General features: G+C 71.5%; 15 protein-coding genes and 1 pseudogene. 13 read left to right on the top strand and 3 right to left on the bottom strand.

Annotation, left to right across the window (positions count from 1 at the left end; translation table 11 throughout):
* Positions 1 to 43: 43 nt before the first annotated feature.
* Positions 44 to 1846: a glycoside hydrolase family 15 protein gene (locus tag ACFYZQ_RS16615; protein WP_389148451.1), complete on the bottom strand. Its 1803-nt coding sequence runs from the start codon at positions 1844 to 1846 to the stop codon at positions 44 to 46.
* A 522-nt stretch (positions 1847 to 2368) separates the two neighbouring features.
* Here ACFYZQ_RS16615 and ACFYZQ_RS16620 point away from each other — a divergent pair.
* The 11 genes and pseudogenes from ACFYZQ_RS16620 to ACFYZQ_RS16670 all read left to right on the top strand — a co-directional run bounded on the left by ACFYZQ_RS16620 (position 2369) and on the right by ACFYZQ_RS16670 (position 15488).
* Positions 2369 to 4036 (top strand): CTP synthase, encoded by a 1668-nt coding sequence (locus tag ACFYZQ_RS16620; RefSeq protein WP_389148454.1) that lies wholly within the window; start codon positions 2369 to 2371, stop codon positions 4034 to 4036.
* Between the two features lie 84 nt (positions 4037 to 4120).
* Positions 4121 to 4747, top strand: a complete 627-nt coding sequence (locus ACFYZQ_RS16625) for an NUDIX domain-containing protein (protein ID WP_389147460.1) — start codon at positions 4121 to 4123, stop codon at positions 4745 to 4747.
* Between the two features lie 209 nt (positions 4748 to 4956).
* Positions 4957 to 7033, top strand: a pseudogene (locus ACFYZQ_RS16630) (tetratricopeptide repeat protein).
* Between the two features lie 134 nt (positions 7034 to 7167).
* On the top strand, positions 7168 to 8292 hold the full coding sequence (ald, locus tag ACFYZQ_RS16635) for an alanine dehydrogenase (RefSeq protein WP_389147462.1): 1125 nt from the start codon (positions 7168 to 7170) through the stop codon (positions 8290 to 8292).
* Between the two features lie 402 nt (positions 8293 to 8694).
* A complete protein-coding gene (locus ACFYZQ_RS16640; RefSeq protein WP_389147465.1) occupies positions 8695 to 9831 on the top strand; it encodes a ParA family protein in 1137 nt (378 codons plus the stop codon).
* Positions 9816 to 10376, top strand: a complete 561-nt coding sequence (locus ACFYZQ_RS16645; RefSeq protein ID WP_389147468.1) for a hypothetical protein — start codon at positions 9816 to 9818, stop codon at positions 10374 to 10376. The genes ACFYZQ_RS16640 and ACFYZQ_RS16645 overlap by 16 nt, the downstream gene beginning before the upstream one ends.
* Positions 10377 to 10682: 306 nt before the next feature.
* Positions 10683 to 11933 (top strand): segregation and condensation protein A, encoded by a 1251-nt coding sequence (locus ACFYZQ_RS16650; protein ID WP_389147470.1) that lies wholly within the window; start codon positions 10683 to 10685, stop codon positions 11931 to 11933.
* A complete protein-coding gene (scpB, locus tag ACFYZQ_RS16655) occupies positions 11930 to 12595 on the top strand; it encodes an SMC-Scp complex subunit ScpB (protein WP_389147473.1) in 666 nt (221 codons plus the stop codon). The genes ACFYZQ_RS16650 and scpB overlap by 4 nt, the downstream gene beginning before the upstream one ends.
* Positions 12595 to 13662 carry a pseudouridine synthase gene (locus tag ACFYZQ_RS16660; protein WP_389147475.1) on the top strand — a complete coding sequence of 356 codons (1068 nt, stop codon included), beginning with the start codon at positions 12595 to 12597 and terminating at the stop codon, positions 13660 to 13662. The genes scpB and ACFYZQ_RS16660 overlap by 1 nt, the downstream gene beginning before the upstream one ends.
* 50 nt (positions 13663 to 13712) lie before the next feature.
* A complete protein-coding gene (locus tag ACFYZQ_RS16665) occupies positions 13713 to 14732 on the top strand; it encodes an ADP-ribosylglycohydrolase family protein (RefSeq protein ID WP_389147478.1) in 1020 nt (339 codons plus the stop codon).
* A 3-nt stretch (positions 14733 to 14735) separates the two neighbouring features.
* Positions 14736 to 15488: a DNA polymerase beta superfamily protein gene (locus ACFYZQ_RS16670; protein ID WP_389147481.1), complete on the top strand. Its 753-nt coding sequence runs from the start codon at positions 14736 to 14738 to the stop codon at positions 15486 to 15488.
* On the opposite strand, the gene ACFYZQ_RS16675 is transcribed toward ACFYZQ_RS16670, so the two are convergent.
* Positions 15414 to 16157 (bottom strand): DNA polymerase beta superfamily protein, encoded by a 744-nt coding sequence (locus ACFYZQ_RS16675; protein WP_389147484.1) that lies wholly within the window; start codon positions 16155 to 16157, stop codon positions 15414 to 15416. The two genes, ACFYZQ_RS16670 and ACFYZQ_RS16675, sit on opposite strands and share 75 nt — an antisense overlap.
* A gap of 22 nt (positions 16158 to 16179) precedes the next feature.
* Complete coding sequence (locus tag ACFYZQ_RS16680) at positions 16180 to 16596, bottom strand: Rieske (2Fe-2S) protein (RefSeq protein ID WP_389147487.1); 417 nt, start codon at positions 16594 to 16596, stop codon at positions 16180 to 16182.
* Between the two features lie 201 nt (positions 16597 to 16797).
* Here ACFYZQ_RS16680 and aroH point away from each other — a divergent pair, with 201 nt between their 5' ends.
* Positions 16798 to 17160, top strand: a complete 363-nt coding sequence (gene aroH, locus ACFYZQ_RS16685) for a chorismate mutase (RefSeq protein ID WP_389147490.1) — start codon at positions 16798 to 16800, stop codon at positions 17158 to 17160.
* Positions 17157 to 18242, top strand: coding sequence for a prephenate dehydrogenase (locus ACFYZQ_RS16690; protein WP_389147493.1), 1086 nt, complete (start codon positions 17157 to 17159; stop codon positions 18240 to 18242). The genes aroH and ACFYZQ_RS16690 overlap by 4 nt, the downstream gene beginning before the upstream one ends.
* Positions 18243 to 18287 lie beyond the last annotated feature (45 nt).

Here is an 18287-nt window from a genome sequence, read left to right on the forward strand (position 1 = left end):
TTTTCGCTTCCCACACTAGGCGGACCCGGTCACCCGGTCGCGTTCAGCCGCCGTACGCCCCCGAGGCCGTCAGCCGCAGGGCCGTGTCGATCAGCGGGACGTGGCTGAAGGCCTGCGGGAAGTTGCCGACCTGGCGCTTGCGGCGCGGGTCCCACTCCTCGGCGAGCAGGCCGAGGTCGTTGCGCAGGGACAGCAGCTTCTCGAACAGCTTGCGGGCCTCGTCCACCCGGCCGATCATCGCCAGGTCGTCCGCCATCCAGAACGAGCAGGCCAGGAAGGCGCCCTCGTCGCCGGGAAGGCCGTCGACGCCCTCGTGCTCGCCCGTGGTCGGGTAGCGCAGGATGAAGCCGTCCGGCGTGGACAGCTCACGCTGGATCGCCTCGATGGTGCCGATGACGCGCTTGTCGTCGGGCGGGAGGAAGCCCATCTGGGGGATCAGCAGCAGGGAGGCGTCCAGCTCCTTGGAGCCGTAGGACTGCGTGAAGGTGTTGCGTTCCTTGTCGTACCCGTTCTCGCACACGTCCCGGTGGATGTCGTCACGCAGCTCGCGCCACCGCTCCAGCGGGCCGTCGGCGTCGCCGGACTCGATGAGCTTGATGGTGCGGTCGACCGCGACCCAGGCCATGACCTTGGAGTGCACGAAGTGGCGGCGCGGTCCGCGCACCTCCCAGATGCCCTCGTCCGGCTCGTCCCAGTGGTCCTCCAGGTAGCGGATCAGCTTGAGCTGGAGCAGGGACGCGTAGTCGTGGCGGGCCAGGCCGGTCATATGGGCCAGGTGCAGCGCCTCGGTGACCTCGCCGTACACGTCGAGCTGGAGCTGGTGCGCGGCGCCGTTGCCGACCCGGACCGGGGCGGAGTTCTCGTAGCCGGGCAGCCAGTCCAGCTCGGCCTCGCCCAGCTCCCGCTCGCCGGCGAGCCCGTACATGATCTGCAGGTTCTCCGGGTCGCCGGCGACCGCCCGGAGCAGCCACTCGCGCCAGGCGCGGGCCTCCTCCCGGTAGCCGGTGCGCAGCAGGGAGGACAGGGTGATCGCCGCGTCACGCAGCCAGGTGTAGCGGTAGTCCCAGTTGCGGACGCCGCCGATGTCCTCCGGCAGGGAGGTCGTGGGGGCGGCGACGATGCCGCCGGTCGGGGCGTACGTCAGGGCCTTCAGCGTGATCAGTGAACGGATCACCGCCTCGCGGTACGGGCCGTGGTACGTACAGTGCTCGACCCACTCGCGCCAGAACTCCTCCGTCGCCACCAGCGACTGCTCCGGCTCCGGCAGGGCGGGGGGCTCCTTGTGCGAGGGCTCCCAGGAGATCGTGAACGCGATCCGGTCACCGGGGGCGACCGTGAAGTCCGCGTACGTCGTCAGGGACTTCCCGTACGTCTCCGCCTCCGTGTCGAACCAGACGGAGTCCGGTCCGGCGACGGCGACCGTACGCCCCTCGTGCTTGTGCACCCACGGCACCACCCGGCCGTAGGAGAACCGCATCCGCAGGGCGGAGCGCATCGGCACCCGGCCGGTGACGCCCTCGACGATCCGGATCAGCTGCGGCGCCCCGTCACGCGGCGGCATGAAATCCGTCACGCGGACCGTGCCGCGCGGGGTGTCCCACTCCGACTCCAGGATCAGCGAGTCGCCCCGGTAGGTGCGCCGGGCGGCCGTGGGCGGCGGGGCGTCGGCCGCGTGGGCCGGACCGAGCCGCCAGAAACCGTGCTCCTCGGTGCCCAGCAGGCCGGCGAAGATGGCATGCGAGTCGAAGCGGGGCAGGCACAGCCAGTCCACTGTCCCGTCCCGGCAGACCAGGGCAGCGGTCTGCATGTCTCCGATGAGTGCGTAGTCTTCGATGCGCCCGGCCACGTGCAACTCCAGTCGAACGGCCACGTCGCCCCCCGGCAAAAAGGGGGCTGTCGCTAGTGCGGTCAAGGGGTCGTTGTTGTGCGTCGTTGAGCGGTGAAGCAAAGCAGTCCGCCGAGCCCTGAGGCAAAACGACAGTCTTTGCTCAACGAACTGACGAGCTCTCGTTGTTCCGGTCCTTACGGGCGGGGGTGGTGCCGTGTTCTCCGGACGGGCTCGGCAGTGAGTGTCCGAGCAGGATACGACGCACGTAGATGATCTGCGTGCCGCTCCCCGCAACCGGTGTGAGCCGAACGAGTGAGCCATGGGTGAGAAACCCGTGGTCGCCGGGCATCCGTGTCGGCCCGTACGCGGAGCGTGGCCGGGAGCCATCGCGCCGAGGCGCTGATACCCTGGTAGCCCGTGGACCGGTGGGCAAGAAACCCCCGAACCGCAGCGACGGCGCCTCCGGGAGAGCACCCTGACTCTCCGGGCCGGCTGCCGCAACGCAACCCAGACCGCGACCACGGGAGCCCCCTCTTGGCCATGCCGCCCGCTGCTTTTCGATCCAGCTCAGCCACGACGACCAAGCACATCTTCGTCACCGGGGGTGTCGCCTCCTCTCTCGGCAAGGGTCTCACCGCCTCCAGCCTCGGCATGCTGCTCAAGGCCCGCGGCCTGCGCGTCGTGATGCAGAAGCTCGACCCGTACCTCAACGTCGACCCGGGCACCATGAACCCGTTCCAGCACGGTGAGGTGTTCGTCACCAACGACGGCGCGGAAACCGACCTGGACATCGGACACTACGAGCGCTTCCTTGACCGCGACTTGGACGGCTCCGCCAACGTCACTACAGGCCAGGTGTACTCGACCGTCATCGCCAAGGAGCGGCGGGGCGAGTACCTGGGCGACACGGTGCAGGTCATCCCGCACATCACCAACGAGATCAAGCACCGGATCCGGCGCATGGCGACGGACGAGGTGGACGTGGTCATCACCGAGGTCGGCGGCACGGTCGGCGACATCGAGTCGCTGCCGTTCCTGGAGACCGTACGCCAGGTCCGGCACGAGGTCGGCCGGGACAACGTCTTCGTGGTGCACATCTCGCTGCTGCCCTACATCGGCCCCTCCGGCGAGCTGAAGACCAAGCCGACCCAGCACAGCGTGGCCGCGCTCCGGAACATCGGTATCCAGCCGGACGCGATCGTGCTGCGGTGCGACCGCGAGGTCCCGACCGCGATCAAGCGCAAGATCTCCCTGATGTGCGACGTCGACGAGGCAGCCGTGGTCGCCTGTCCGGACGCCCGCTCGATCTACGACATCCCGAAAACCGTGCACGGCGAGGGCCTGGACGCCTATGTCGTCCGCAAGCTGGACCTGCCGTTCCGTGACGTGGACTGGACGACCTGGGACGACCTGCTCGACCGCGTCCACAACCCCGACCACGAGATCACCCTCGCCCTGGTCGGCAAGTACATCGACCTGCCCGACGCCTACCTCTCGGTCACCGAGGCGCTGCGCGCCGGCGGCTTCGCCAACAAGGCCCGCGTCAAGATCAAGTGGGTCACCTCGGACGACTGCAAGACCCCGGCCGGCGCCAAGGCCCAGCTCGCCGATGTCGACGGCATCTGCATCCCCGGCGGTTTCGGCGACCGCGGCGTGCTCGGCAAGGTCGGCGCCATCCGCTACGCCCGCGAGAACAAGATCCCCCTGCTCGGCCTCTGCCTGGGCCTGCAGTGCATCGTGATCGAGGCCGCGCGCAACCTGGCCGACATCTCCGACGCCAACTCCACCGAGTTCGACCCGGCCACCGCCCACCCGGTGATCTCCACCATGGCCGAGCAGCTCGACATCGTCGCCGGTGAGGGCGACATGGGCGGCACCATGCGGCTCGGCATGTACCCGGCGAAGCTGGCCGAGGACTCGATCGTGCGCGAGGTGTACGACGGCAAGGAGTACGTCGAGGAGCGCCACCGGCACCGCTACGAGGTGAACAACGCCTACCGCGCCGAGCTGGAGAAGAAGGCGGGCATCGTCTTCTCGGGCACCTCGCCGGACGGCAAGCTCGTCGAGTACGTCGAGTACCCGCGCGACGTCCACCCCTACCTGGTCGCCACGCAGGCGCACCCGGAGCTGCGCTCGCGGCCGACGCGTCCGCACCCGCTGTTCGCCGGGCTGGTGAAGGCCGCCGTGGAGCGGAAGATCTCGAAGTAACACGACAGTTGTACGGTGGCCGGGGCGCCGGCATTCAGAACGATCGCGCCCCGGCCGCTCACGCACGTGTGGAAGGGACAGGGCATGACGATCAAGGACACCGCCGAGGCGTGGGAGATCCGGGCGACGGAGACCCCCTTCACCGGGAACAAGACCTCGGTCCGCACGGACGACGTGGTCATGCCCGACGGCTCGGTGGTCCGCCGCGACTACCAGGTCCACCCGGGCTCCGTGGCGGTCCTCGCCCTGGACGCCGACGACCGCGTGCTGCTCATCAAGCAGTACCGCCACCCGGTGCGGCACAAGCTGTGGGAGATCCCGGCCGGTCTGCTCGACGTGCCCGGTGAGAACCCGCTGCACGCCGCCCAGCGCGAGCTGTACGAGGAAGCCCACGTCAAGGCCGAGGACTGGCGGGTGCTGACCGACGTGTACACCACCCCCGGCGGCTGCGACGAGTCCGTGCGGATCTTCCTCGCCCGAGGCCTGTCGGAGGCCGAGGGAGAGCGCTTCGAGGTCGAGGACGAGGAGTCCGACATGGAGCACGCGCGCGTGCCCGTCGACGAGCTCGTCCGTGGGGTGCTCGCCGGTGAGCTGCACAACAACTGTCTCGTCGTCGGCGTCCTGTCCCTGGTCGCCGCCCGCGGCGGCGACGGGCTCGACGCCCTGCGCCCGGCGGAGGCGCCGTGGCCGGCGCGTCCCTTCGAGTCCTGAACGCCCCCTCGGCTGTCCTGAACGCCCCCTCGGCTGTCCAGAACGACCCGTGGGCTCTTCCGGTGTGACGATCGCCTGATCCGATCGGGGGATGTCCCCGCCGCGCTCCTCCGGAACCGTCGCAGAGCGTGAACTAGGCTCTGCGCGGGTGAGCCGAAGGGGCGCACCCGGCGGGCGCCGGTGTGCGGTGTGGGACGGGAGTGTGGCCCGTGGCGAAGCAGGCGGTGGACACAGGCGGCGCGCGGCTGTCCGACGACTCGGCCGCGAGAAGTCATTTCCTGGGTCGGACACGGGAGTTGAAGGAGCTGCGCGCCGACATCGAGCGCGCGGGCCTGGACACCCTGGCCGGCCGCAAGGCCCCCCGGGCGCGCGTTCTGCTCATCGCCGGCCGCCCCGGCTCGGGCCGCACGGCGCTCGCCGAGGAACTCGTCCGGAGGGTCGCCGACCGTTACCGGGACGGGGTGCTGCGGGCCCGGCTCAGCGAGCCCGACGGCAGCCCCGTCCCCGTCGAGCGCACCGCCCGGGAGCTGCTCACCGCCCTCGGCGTGCCCACCCCGCCCGGAGCCGACGAGGACGAGCTGTCCGAGGCGCTGCGGGCCGCGCTGGCCGAGCGCAGCACGCTGCTCCTGCTGGACGACGCCGCCGGCGCCGAGCAGGTCGACGCGCTGCTGCCGGACACCCCGGACTGCCTGGTCGTCGCCGTCTCCGGCGGGCCGCTCACCGGGATCGCGGACGTCCGCCCGTGCACCCTGGGCGGCCTCGACACCAAGTCGGCGCTGGAACTGCTGACCCGCTGCACCGGCTCCGTCCGCGTCACCGTCGACCCGCGGGCCGCCGAGAACCTGGTCGAGGTGTGCCAGGCCCAGCCCGCCGCGCTCACCCTGGCGGGCGGCTGGCTCGCCGCCCGCCCCAAGATGGCCGTCTCCGACCTGGCCAAACGACTGCACGCCGAGGCCGACGACAGCGGCCCGCTGGCCCGGGTCTTCCGGTTCGTCTACGACCAGCTGCCCGGCCCGGCCGCCCGGATACTGCGCCTGCTGTCCCTGGCCCCGGCCGGCCTGGTCGACCCGCACACCGCCTCCGCCCTGGCCGGCTGCTCGGTCGGCGGCGCCGGCACCGCCCTGGACGACTTCGTCGCCCTCGGCCTGCTGCGGGCGGTGCCCTCCCCGATGCCGCAGTACGAGGTGCCCGGCTGCCTGCAGCCCCTGCTGCGCGGGCTGGCCGAGGCCCAGGACCGCCCGGGCGAGCTCCAGCTGGCCCGCGCGCGGATGCTGGAGCGCACCGTGCGGCTGCTGCAGTCCTGCCGGGCGAGCACCGAGACGGACCACCCCGAGCTGCGCGAGAAGCTCCAGGGCATGCCGTCCGAGCTGCGCTTCCCCACGTCCCGGACGGCCGAGGACTGGCTCCGCGCCCGTCGGCCCGCCCTGCTGGCCGCCGCCCGGCTCGCGGTGGCCGACGGGGAGCTGGACACGCTGGCCCGCCGTCTGATGTCCCAGCTGGTCAGGGCCATGGCGGCGCATTTCGGCACCCAGGCGGCCGCTCCCGACCTGTACGAGGTGCACCGGCTGGTCCTGGACGTGGCCGAGCGCCGGAACCTGCCCCGGGAGAAGGCCGCCGCCCTGCTGAACCTCGCCGACGTGGACGCCCGGACCGGCCGCACCCGGGAGGCGCTGGCCCGCTACCGGGCCGCGCTGGACGCCGGACGCGAGGCGAACGACCCGTACGCGACCGGGCGCGCGATGGAATCCGTAGGAGGCGCCCACCAGGAGCTCGGTGACCACGACCGGGCCGCCGACTGGTTCGGCCGGGCGCTCGCCCAGCGCCTGGCCCGGGGGGAGCGCGCGGACGCCGCGCGGCTGTACGGCCGTATCGCGGGCGCCCACACCTACGCGGGCCGCTACGGGGAGGCGCTCAGGAACTGGCGGGCGGCCGCCGCCGTGCACCGCAAGGACGGTGACATCGCGGCCCACGCAAGGGCGTTGAGCGAAGTGGCACGGGTCCAGGAGTACGCCGGACGGCCCACGGAGTCGCTGCGCACCTGCCAGGAGGCGGTGGAGTGGGCGCGGCGGGCCGACGACACCCGTCTGCAGGCCGCGCTCCAGCTGCGGCTCGCCGACACCCTGGAGCGCCTCGGTGACCCGACCGCCGCGCGACTGCACCGTTCGGCGGCCGAGCGCATGCTGGGGGAGGGGCCCCAAGACGGCCCGGGGGACCCCGGGTGACAAGGAACAACCGGGACAGGCCGCGGATGCCTGCGAAATCCGCAGTACATCGACTGAAGATTGATGCAATGAAAGGCTAGACAGGCGGAACGCCTTCATTAAACTGGCTCTGCCGCGAACTCCTGCGGTGTCTCCCGGTGTGCCCCTGTGTGCCCGGGTATGCCTGGTAATGCCCCCATACCCTCTGAGCCAAGGACCGTGATCGACGTGAAGGTCGGCATCCCCCGCGAGGTCAAGAACAACGAGTTCCGGGTGGCCATCACCCCCGCCGGCGTGCACGAGCTGGTGCGCCACGGCCACCAGGTCATCGTCGAGCGGAACGCCGGTGTCGGCTCCTCGATCCCGGACGAGGAGTACGTGGCGGCCGGCGCGCAGATCCTGGAGACCGCCGACGAGGTCTGGGCCGACGCCGACCTGCTGCTGAAGGTCAAGGAGCCCATCGCCGAGGAGTACCACCGCCTCCGCAAGGACCAGATCCTCTTCACCTACCTGCACCTGGCCGCGTCCAAGGAGTGCACGGACGCCCTGCTGGAGTCCGGCACCACGGCGATCGCGTACGAGACCGTCGAGCTGCCCAGCCGCGCCCTGCCGCTGCTCGCCCCGATGTCCGAGGTCGCGGGCCGGCTGGCCCCCCAGGTCGGCGCCTACCATCTGATGGCCGCGAACGGTGGCCGCGGTGTGCTGCCCGGCGGTGTCCCGGGCGTGCCGGCCGGCAAGGCCGTCATCATCGGCGGCGGTGTCTCCGGCTGGAACGCCGCGCAGATCGCCATCGGACTGGGCTTCCACGTGACCCTGCTCGACAAGGACATCAACAAGCTCAAGGAAGCCGACAAGATCTTCGGCACGAAGATCCAGACCGTCGTCTCCAACGCCTTCGAGCTGGAGAAGGCGTGCCTCGACGCCGACCTCGTCGTCGGTGCCGTGCTCATCCCGGGCGCCAAGGCCCCGAAGCTGGTCACCAACGAGCTGGTGTCCCGGATGAAGCCCGGAAGTGTCCTTGTCGACATCGCGATCGATCAGGGCGGCTGCTTCGAGGACTCCCGGCCGACCACGCACGCCGAGCCGACCTTCCGGGTCCACAACTCGGTCTTCTACTGCGTCGCCAACATGCCGGGCGCGGTGCCGAACACCTCCACCTACGCGCTGACCAACGCCACGCTGCCGTACATCGTGGAGCTGGCGGACAAGGGCTGGGTGGAGGCGCTGCGCCGTGACGCCGCGCTGGCCAAGGGCCTGAACACCCATGAGGGCAAGGTCGTCTACCGGGAGGTCGCCGAGGCCCACGGCCTGGAGCACGTGGACCTCGAGACGCTGATCGGCTGAGCCGGCCGGTCGCCAAGTCGCCAACCGTCAAAAGGCGATACGTCAACAGTGGTCGTCAACGCGGCACACCCGGCCGGACCTTGGAACGACGAGGTCCGGCCGGATGTGTGTATGGTCACGTGGCTTGCGGTCAACTCGCCTCGAACGTAACCCTTCGACCGATTCGCACACCGGTGAAACCTGCTGTGCGACGGCCGTACGCCCTTGACAGCGGGATGTTTCATTGCCGACACATCCTGCCGGGTCCGGCGGATTGTGTTGCTGCGGACCGCCGACACGCCATAGAGTCGCCAACCGTCGGCATGGTGCCACGCTGACCTGTCTAGAAGTTTCCTGGTCACCAAGGAGGTAAGACGACTTGTGAATGAGTCGACATTTTCTCCCGGGGGTGGTCAACCAGGAATGCCTGCGCGGGGTCAGGGCTCCACGGGGCTCGAGGCTGTCGGCTCCGTCGCTGTCCGAACCTTCGCAGCCCACCAGAGCCAGAGCAGCCCTCACACGGCTCTGTCAGCACACCAGAGCATGGATGGCCATCACGTGAACGCCATGGCCGGCGACGGAAGTGGCGCGCCCCGCAACCACTTCGCCGACTACGACGAACTGCCCGAAGGGCACTTCTACGACCCCGACGCCGAGTACGAGCCCGATCCCGAGTACGCGGCCACGCTCGCGCCGGACGCGGCCAGACAGCGCCGTGAGCGCGTCGGTCCGACCGGACGCCCGCTGCCGTACTTCCCGATCCCGGGCCCGCTGACCGACCACGGCCCCGCGAAGATCATCGCGATGTGCAACCAGAAGGGCGGCGTCGGCAAGACGACGTCGACCATCAACCTGGGTGCCGCGCTCGCGGAGTACGGCCGGCGGGTACTGCTCGTCGACTTCGACCCACAGGGCGCGCTGTCGGTCGGTCTCGGTGTCAACCCGATGGAGCTCGACCTCACCGTCTACAACCTGCTCATGGAGCGGGGCATGTCCGCGGACGAGGTGCTCCTGAAGACGGCGGTCCCCAACATGGACCTGCTGCCCAGCAACATCGACCTGTCCGCCGCCGAGGTCCAGCTGGTCTCCGAGGTCGCGCGCGAGTCGACGCTGCAGCGGGCGCTGAAGCCGCTGCTGCCCGACTACGACTACATCGTGATCGACTGTCAGCCCTCGCTCGGCCTGCTCACCGTCAACGCGCTGACGGCCGCGCACAAGGTGATCGTCCCCCTGGAGTGCGAGTTCTTCGCCCTCCGCGGTGTCGCCCTGCTGACCGAGACCATCGAGAAGGTCCAGGAACGGCTCAACCCGGAGCTGGAGCTCGACGGGATCCTCGCCACCATGTACGACTCGCGCACGGTCCACAGCCGTGAGGTGCTGGCCCGTGTGGTCGAGGCGTTCGACGACCACGTCTACCACACGGTCATCGGCCGCACGGTCCGCTTCCCGGAGACCACGGTCGCCGGTGAGCCGATCACCACGTACGCCTCCAACTCCGTCGGTGCCGCCGCCTACCGCCAGCTCGCCAGGGAGGTGCTCGCCCGGTGTCACGCCGAGTGAGTCTGCCCGGGGCCGACGAACTGTTCCGTACGACAGGGGGGATGGGGCTGCAGGCGTCCACTCCCCGGCGCCAGGCGGGCGGTGGCGAGGCCCGGGTGCCGGCTCCCGCCGGGGAGAGCGACCCGGCCGCCGCGGCGGAGGACGCGCCGCAGGCCGTCCCCGTGCAGAGCGGTGACGGCGACGGTGCGGAGCACGTGGCGGCGGTCGAGACGGAACCGGCCGAGGCCGGCGAGTCCCGCGAGCGCTCCGCGCGTGCCCGTACGGCGGCGCAGGACGGTTCTGCCGCCGCCGCGCAGCCGCGCAAGCGGGGCCGCGCCGCCGCGCGCCGGCCCAGCGGGCGTGAACGGCACGACGAGAAGATCACGGTCTACGTCTCCGCCGAGGAGCTGATGGACCTGGAGCACGCCCGCCTCGTGCTCCGCGGCGAGCACGGGCTGGCGGTGGACCGCGGCCGCATCGTCCGGGAGGCGGTGGCCGTGGTACTGGCCGACCTCGAGTCCCGGGGCGAGGCGAGCATCCTGGTACGGCGGTTGCGGGGCCGCTAGGCCGCGTTTCCGCCGGCCGCGATGCCGCTGGGCCGCGGGGCCGAACGCCGGAGAGCCGGCCCGGGGGGGCTCGGGGGGGAGGGCCATGACGGTTGATGCCCGCGACGAAGACTCGGAGTGGCCGGGATGAGTTCCCGGTGTGGTGACCGCCTGGGCGGCGCGGCCCGTTGGGCCGACTCCCGCGGGCAGGCTGCTCCTTGGACGCGGGCGTTGCGCCGCGGTGGTGATGCGGGCACCTACGGGTCGCGGCGGTGCCGGTGGGTGGTGGTCGGCTCCGCGGGCCGGAAACGATAGCCTGCGACGGCCATGACCTCGAACGACGTCCCCGCCTCCGGCGCACGCGCCGGCCGCAGGCGTGCCCTCGGGCGCGGACCGGGCGCTCCGCGCGTCGAGCCGGAGCCTGAGACGGGCCCCGAGCGTGACGCGCTCACGGAGTCGAAGGCTGCCGGTGCGGAGCCGGTGCCGGGCGCGGGTTCGCGGCATGCCGGGGCGGATTCCGAGCGCGGGGCGCCCGCGGAGTCGGTGCCGGTTGCGGGTTCGCCGCGTGTCGAGCCGCGGGTCGACCCGGGTTCGTACGCTGAGCCGGAGGCGCCGGTAGGCGGCGCTGACAGCGGGTCCCGGGCGGGGGCCGGGCTCACGCTCCCCGCCGGGGTGGTGGACGGTGACGGGGCGGGAGCGGGCTCCGGAGGCATGGTCGGGGCGCAGCCCGGGCCCGGGCCCGTTGCCGAAACCGAACCGGTGGCGGCTGACGGCGTGTTCAAGGTCCGGCTTGCCAACTTCGAGGGGCCTTTCGACCTGTTGCTCCAGTTGATCTCGAAGCACAAGCTGGACGTCACCGAGGTCGCCCTCTCCAAGGTCACCGACGAGTTCATGGCGCACATCCGGGCGATGGGCCCGGACTGGGACCTGGACCAGACGACCGAGTTCCTGGTCGTCGCGGCCACACTGCTGGATCTGAAGGCGGCCCGGCTGCTGCCCGCCGCCGAGGTCGAGGACGAGGCCGACCTGGCGCTGCTCGAGGCGAGGGACCTGCTGTTCGCGCGGCTGCTGCAGTACAGGGCGTACAAGCAGATCGCCGACATCTTCAACCGGCGGCTGGACGAAGAGGCCCGGCGCTACCCCCGTACCGTGGGACTCGAACCCCACCACGCCGAACTCCTCCCCGAGGTCGTCATCAGCATCGGCGCGGAAGGCTTCGCCAGGCTGGCCGTCAAGGCGATGCAGCCCAGGCCCAAGCCTCAGGTGTACGTCGACCACATCCACGCGCCGCTGGTATCCGTGCAGGAGCAGGCCGGCATCGTGGTGGGGCGGCTCAAGGAGCTCGGCGAGGCCAGCTTCCGCACGCTCGTCGAGGACACCGACGACACGCTCACCGTCGTCGCCCGCTTCCTCGCGCTGCTGGAGCTGTACCGGGAGAAGGCCGTCGCCCTGGACCAGGATTCCGCACTCGGCGAGCTGATCGTGCGCTGGACCGGCGGGGACGGGGACGCCGCCCCGATGGTCACGGACGAGTTCGACCGGCCCCCGGAGGAGCCCAAGGAGGAGAAGAAGACGTGAGCGAGGACACCACCGATCTCCCCACGGGGCTGCGCACGGTCGCCGACCTCGAGCTCAAGCCCGCCCTGGAGGCCGTCCTCATGGTCGTGGACGAGCCCGCGACCGAGGAACACCTGGCGAAGATACTCCAGCGGCCCCGGCGGCAGATCGCGGACGCGCTGCGGGAGCTGGCCGACGAGTACACCGTGCAGGGCCGCGGCTTCGAGCTGCGCCTGATCGCGGGCGGCTGGCGCTTCTACTCCCGCCCCGAGTACGCGCCCGCCGTCGAGGGCTTCGTCCTGGACGGCCAGCAGGCCCGCCTCACCCAGGCCGCACTGGAGACCCTGGCGGTGGTCGCCTACCGCCAGCCGGTCAGCCGCAGCCGGGTCTCGGCCGTGCGCGGAGTGAACTGCGACGGCGTGATGCGGACCCTGCTGCAGCGCGGTCTGGTCGAGGAGGCGGGCACGGAACCCGAAACAGGTGCGATCCTGTACAGGACGACGAACTACTTCCTGGAGCGGATGGGCCTGCGCGGCCTGGACGAGCTCCCGGAGCTCGCGCCCTTCCTCCCGGAGGCGGAGGCGATCGAGGCCGAGACCCAGGAAGCCGTGCCGTCGTTCGATCCGGACGCCCCGGACCCGGACGACGGTCCAACGACGAACACGACGACGACGGAACTTTGATGCGAAGCAGCGGCAGCGGCAGCGGCAGGAACAGCGGACGCGGGAACCACCGCGGCGCCGGCAACAACAGGGACGAGCGGCAGGGGCAGGGCCGTCCCCGCAAGCCACGCCCCGAGGAGCGCCGCTACGACGTGGGCCCCGGCGCCTCCCAGGACGGCCCCAAGTCCGGGCGGGGCGGCGCCGCCCGCGGTGGCCCCAAGGGCGGCCCCAAGCAGCCCCAGAAGGGCGGCCGTACGGCTCCGGCCCGCTCACGCGAGTACGAGACCCGGACCGAGGAGCGCAACCGCGAGCGGTACGCGGGCAAGAAGGACATCAAGCTGCCCAAGACCTTCCCGGGCGCCGAGCAGGAGGGCGAACGGCTGCAGAAGGTCCTCGCGCGCGCGGGCTACGGCTCCCGGCGCGCCTGCGAGGAGCTGATCGACCAGGCCCGCGTCGAGGTGAACGGCGAGATCGTCACCGAGCAGGGCAAGCGGGTCGACCCGGAGAAGGACGAGGTCAAGGTCGACGGCCTGACGGTGGCGACCCAGTCGTACCAGTTCTTCTCCCTGAACAAGCCCGCCGGTGTCGTCTCCACGATGGAGGACCCGGAGGGCCGCCAGTGCCTCGGCGACTACGTCACCAACCGTGAGACGCGCCTGTTCCACGTGGGCCGCCTGGACACGGAGACCGAGGGCGTCATCCTGCTCACCAACCACGGGGAGCTGGCGCACCGGCTGACCCACCCCAAGTACGGGGTGAAGAAGACCTACCTCGCGCACATCGTCGGCCCGATCCCGCGCGACCTGGGCAAGCGCCTCAAGGACGGCATCCAGCTCGAGGACGGCTACGCCCGCGCGGACCACTTCCGCGTCGTCGAGCAGACCGGCAAGAACTACCTCGTCGAGGTCACCCTGCACGAGGGCCGCAAGCACATCGTCCGCCGCATGCTCGCCGAGGCCGGCTTCCCCGTCGACAAGCTGGTCCGCACCGCCTTCGGCCCCATCACCCTGGGCGACCAGAAGTCCGGCTGGCTGCGCCGCCTGTCCAACACCGAGGTCGGCATGCTGATGCAGGAGGTCGACCTCTAGGGCGGGCCTCAGGGTCTGTGGCGTACCGCGCGACGGGGGAGGACGTGGACATGGCCATCAGCACGGGGAAGCGACCCGCGACGGGGGCGCTGATCGGTCTCGCTCTCGGCGACGCGCTCGGTTTTCCCACCGAGTTCAACGACGTGCCCTCGATCCTCGCCAAGTGCGGGCCCTGGCGGGAGATGCAACTGCCGACGCGGGCCTTCGTCACCGACGACACCCAGATGACGCTGGCGCTGGGGCGAGGGCTGAGGACCGCGATGGAGCGGGGCTTCCTCGCACCGAAGCGGCTGGAACGCCCGGTCCGTGCGGAGTTCGTGGACTGGTACCAGTCGCCGGACAACAACCGCGCCCCCGGGCGCACCTGCCTGACCGCCTGCAACCTGCTGAAGGAAGAAGGGCGGCGGTGGCAGGAGGCGAGTCAGGTCGGGTCGAAGGGATGCGGGGCCAACATGCGGGTCGCGCCCGTGGGGCTCGCCCCCGGGCTGAGTGACGAACAGCGCGCGGGGGCCGCACAACTGCAGTCCGCGCTGACCCACGGGCATCCGACCGCCCTGGCCGCCTCCGACCTCACCGCGCACGCCGTGCGGCTGCTGGCGGAAGGGACCGAGCCCCAGGGTCTCGTGGCGGCGCTGCGGGAGTACGGCGAACGGAACCGCACGCGCTACGACCACACCTGGCTCGGCGACCTGTGGGCCCACTCGCAGGACCCGACCCCCGAGCACTTCATCACGCGCGGCTGGGACGAGTGCCTGGCGGTCCTTGACCGGCTCCAGGACGCCTTGGCCACGGTCTCGCCGGAAACCGATCCGTGTCTGGCGACCGGGGAGGGCTGGATCGCGGAGGAGGCGCTGGCCACCGGCCTGCTGTGCTTCCTGCTCTTCCCGGAGGAGCCGATCACCGCCCTGCGCCGCGCCGCCTGCAGCTCCGGCGACTCCGATTCGATCGCCTGCCTCACCGGGGCCTTCGCGGGCGCGTACCTCGGTGCGGACGCCTGGCCTGCCGAGTGGGCGGAGCGGATCGAGTACCGGGTGGATCTTCTGGAGCTGGGAGCGCTCTGGGACGCTTAGGCCATGATCGACGATCTCGACATGGACCTGACGCCCGTCATAGCCGAGCAGCCCGACCCCCTGCTGTTCGCCACGGTCTCCGGCGCGCACCTGTACGGTTTCCCCTCGCAGGACTCCGACCTGGACCTGCGCGGCGTGCATCTGCTACCCGCCGCGGACCTGGTCGGGCTGCGGGAGCCGGAGGAGACCCGGTCCCGGATCTGGGTGCGGTACGGCGTCGAGATGGACCTCGTCACCCACGATCTGCGCAAGTTCGTACGGCTGATGCTGCGCCGCAACGGCTATGTGCTGGAGCAGCTGCTGTCGCCCCTGGTCGTGCACACCACCGACGCCCACCGGGAGCTGGCCGCGCTCGCGCCCGGGGTGCTGACCGGTCACCACGCCCACCACTACCGCGGGTTCGCGGCGACGCAGTGGCGGCTGTTCCAGAAGACCGGCGAGCTCAAGCCGCTGCTCTACACCTTCCGGGTCCTGCTCACCGGCGTCCACCTGATGCGCAGCGGCGAGGTGCAGGCCCATCTGCCGACCCTGCTCGGCATCTGCCCGGACGCGCCCGCGTACCTGCCCGACCTGATCGCGGCGAAGGCGGAGCGGGAGCACGGCAGAGCCGAGGTGGACCACGCGCGCGTGGCCGCCGACATCGAGAGACTGCACGTGGTGCTCGACGAGGCCCAGGCCGCCTCAGTGCTGCCCGACGCTCCCACCGCGTACGACGCCCTGCACGACTTCGTGGTCCGCGTCCGCCTCGACGGCTGAGGCGCGGCGGGCGCGGACCAGGAAGTCCTCCACCCGGCGGCGGTCCGGCTCGGCCGGCAGCGGGGTGCGGTGCGTCCACGCGTCCGTCTGCGCGGCCAGGCGGGCCATCCGGGCCTCGATCTCCGGCCAGGGCACCTCGCCCCGCTTCACCGCGAGCAGCTCCGCGCGGCGGTCGCCGACGTCGATCGTCAGCTCGCCGGTGCGCAGCAGGTCGAGTGCGCTCGTCAGCAGCCGCAGCAAATGCATCGCGTGCTTCCAGCGCGGGGCGCCATGGGTGCGGACGTCGGCTTCGAGCTTCCCGCGCTGCCCCAGGGCGTACCGGGTGAACGACGCGTGGACCCGGCGGGAGAGGAACGCCCGGCGCAGGGACAGCAGTTCGCGGCCGGTGGCGTCGACGTGCTCCACCAGGGGCGAGTGCAGGCACTCCAGGACGTTGGGGTTCGCCCGCAACGCCAGCTCGCAGAAGCGTTCCAGCTCCCAGCTGAACCGCTCCTCGCCGGGACCGTCCACATGCGTCGGCGGCTTGTCGAACCGCCAGAACAGGGGAGTGGGGGCGAGGAAGACGCCCCTGCGGTCGGTGTCACTGCCCTCCGTCGCCAGACCGAAGGCACGCGACCCCATCACGCAGGAGTAGATCGTGTGGTCGCGTACCAGGTCCTCGGGGTGCATGCCCGGGAGCGTACGCGGCTCCTCACGCCAGCCGGATGGATTTTCCGTCCACCGTGATGTCCTTGGCGGGCAGCGGCTTGGCGGCCGGACCCCGGGCCACCGAACCGTCGGCGATCTCGAACTGGCTGCCGTGGCAGGGGCAGTCGATCTTGCCGTCCACCACCTGGTTCACCGTGCAGCCCTGATGGGTGCAGATCGCGGAGAAGGCCTTGAACTCGCCCTTCTTCGGCTGGGTGACCACGACCTTCTGGTCCGCGAACACCTTTCCGCCGCCCTCGGGAATGTCGCCGGTGCTAGCCAGCTCCCGGCTACCGGAACCGCTGCTGCTGGTTCCGCTGCCGCTTCCGCCGCTGTTGTTTCCGCCACACCCCACGCATCCCGCGGCCAGCGCCCCCGCGCCCGTCGCCAGAACCGTGCGCCGCGTCGCGCCGTGCGTCATGTGATCACTCCGAACCTACGGGAAAGAAGTCGGACATAGCGGCATCTTGGCATCGAACCCGTCCGGGACGAAGCAATACGGCGACGACCGTCAGCGCGTCGGCCTCCCGTCTCAGGGGGCGGGCGCCGGACGCCGGGCCCGCGCGGCCTGACTACGCTGGACGGCGGAGAAGCAGGACGCACGTCAGCGAGGAGCAGCGCCGTGGCGGTACGAGCGGTCCGGGGGGCCGTCCAGCTGGAGAAGGACGAGGCCGGGCACATGGACGAGCAGGTGGGAGCCCTGCTCACCGCCATCCTGGAGCGGAACGGGCTGACCGCCGACGACCTGATCAGCATCTGGTTCACGGCCACGCCCGACCTGCACAGCGACTTCCCGGCGGCCGCCGCCCGGGGGCTCGGCATCCTCGACGTGCCGTTGATCTGCGCGCAGGAGCTGGACGTCGAGGGCGCCATGCCGCGTGTCGTCCGCGTGCTCGCGCACATCGAGTCGGACCGGCCCCGCGCCGACATCGCCCATGTCTACCTCGGCGGCGCCGCCGCCCTGCGCAAGGACATCGCCCAGTGAGGAGCGCGCTCGTCATCGGCAGCGGGCTCATCGGCACGTCCGCGGCGCTCGCCCTGGCCCGGCGGGGCGTCGTCGTGCACCTCGCCGACCACGATCCCGAACAGGCCCGTACGGCCGCCGCGCTGGGCGCCGGCACCGACGAGGCCCCCTCCGGTCCGGTCGACCTCGCGATCGTCGCCGCCCCGCCCGCGTACGTCGCGGGCGTCCTCGCCGACGCCATGCGCCGCGGCCTGGCCCGCGGGTACGTCGACGTGGCCAGCGTCAAGGGCGGCCCGCGCCGTGAGCTGGAGGCACTCGGCCTGGACCTGTCCGCATACATCGGCACCCACCCCATGTCGGGACGTGAGAAGTCCGGTCCGCTCGCCGCGACCGGCGATCTCTTCGAGGGCCGCCCCTGGGTGCTGACGCCCAACCGGGACACGGACACCGAGGTGCTGAACCTCGCCCTGGAGCTGGTCTCGCACTGCCGGGCGGTGCCGGTGGTGATGGACGCCGACGCCCACGACCGCGCGGTGGCCCTCGTGTCCCACATGCCCCACCTGGTCTCCAGCATGGTCGCGGCCCGTCTGGAGCACGCGGAGGAGGCGGCCGTACGGCTGTGTGGGCAGGGCATCCGGGACGTGACCCGGATCGCCGCCTCCGACCCCCGGATGTGGATCGACATCCTGTCCGCGAACCCCGGGCCGGTCGCCGACCTGCTCACCGATGTCGCGGCCGACCTCGAGGAGACGGTGCGGGCCCTGCGCGCCCTGCAGTCCTCGGACGAGGCCAAGCGGCGCGAGGGCACCGCGGAGATCGAGGACGTGCTGAGGCGCGGCAACGCGGGCCAGGTCCGGGTGCCCGGCAAGCACGGCTCCGCCCCGCGGGTCTACGAGACCGTGGCGGTGCTCATCGACGACCAGCCCGGCCAGCTGGCCCGCATCTTCGCGGACGCGGGACGGGCCGGGATCAACGTCGAGGACGTGCGCATCGAGCACGCGACGGGTCAGCAGGCCGGTCTCGTGCAGCTCATCGTGGAGCCGAAGGCGGCCGGGCCGCTGGCCACCGCGCTGCGGGAGCGAGGGTGGGCCCTGCGGCAGTAGGGCGGGTGCGGGCCGGTGCCGGGAGGCGGCCGTCCACTCGGGTCA

Origin of the sequence: Streptomyces sp. NPDC001843, assembly GCF_042891955.1 — a bacterium.
Lineage (GTDB): Bacteria > Actinomycetota > Actinomycetes > Streptomycetales > Streptomycetaceae > Streptomyces.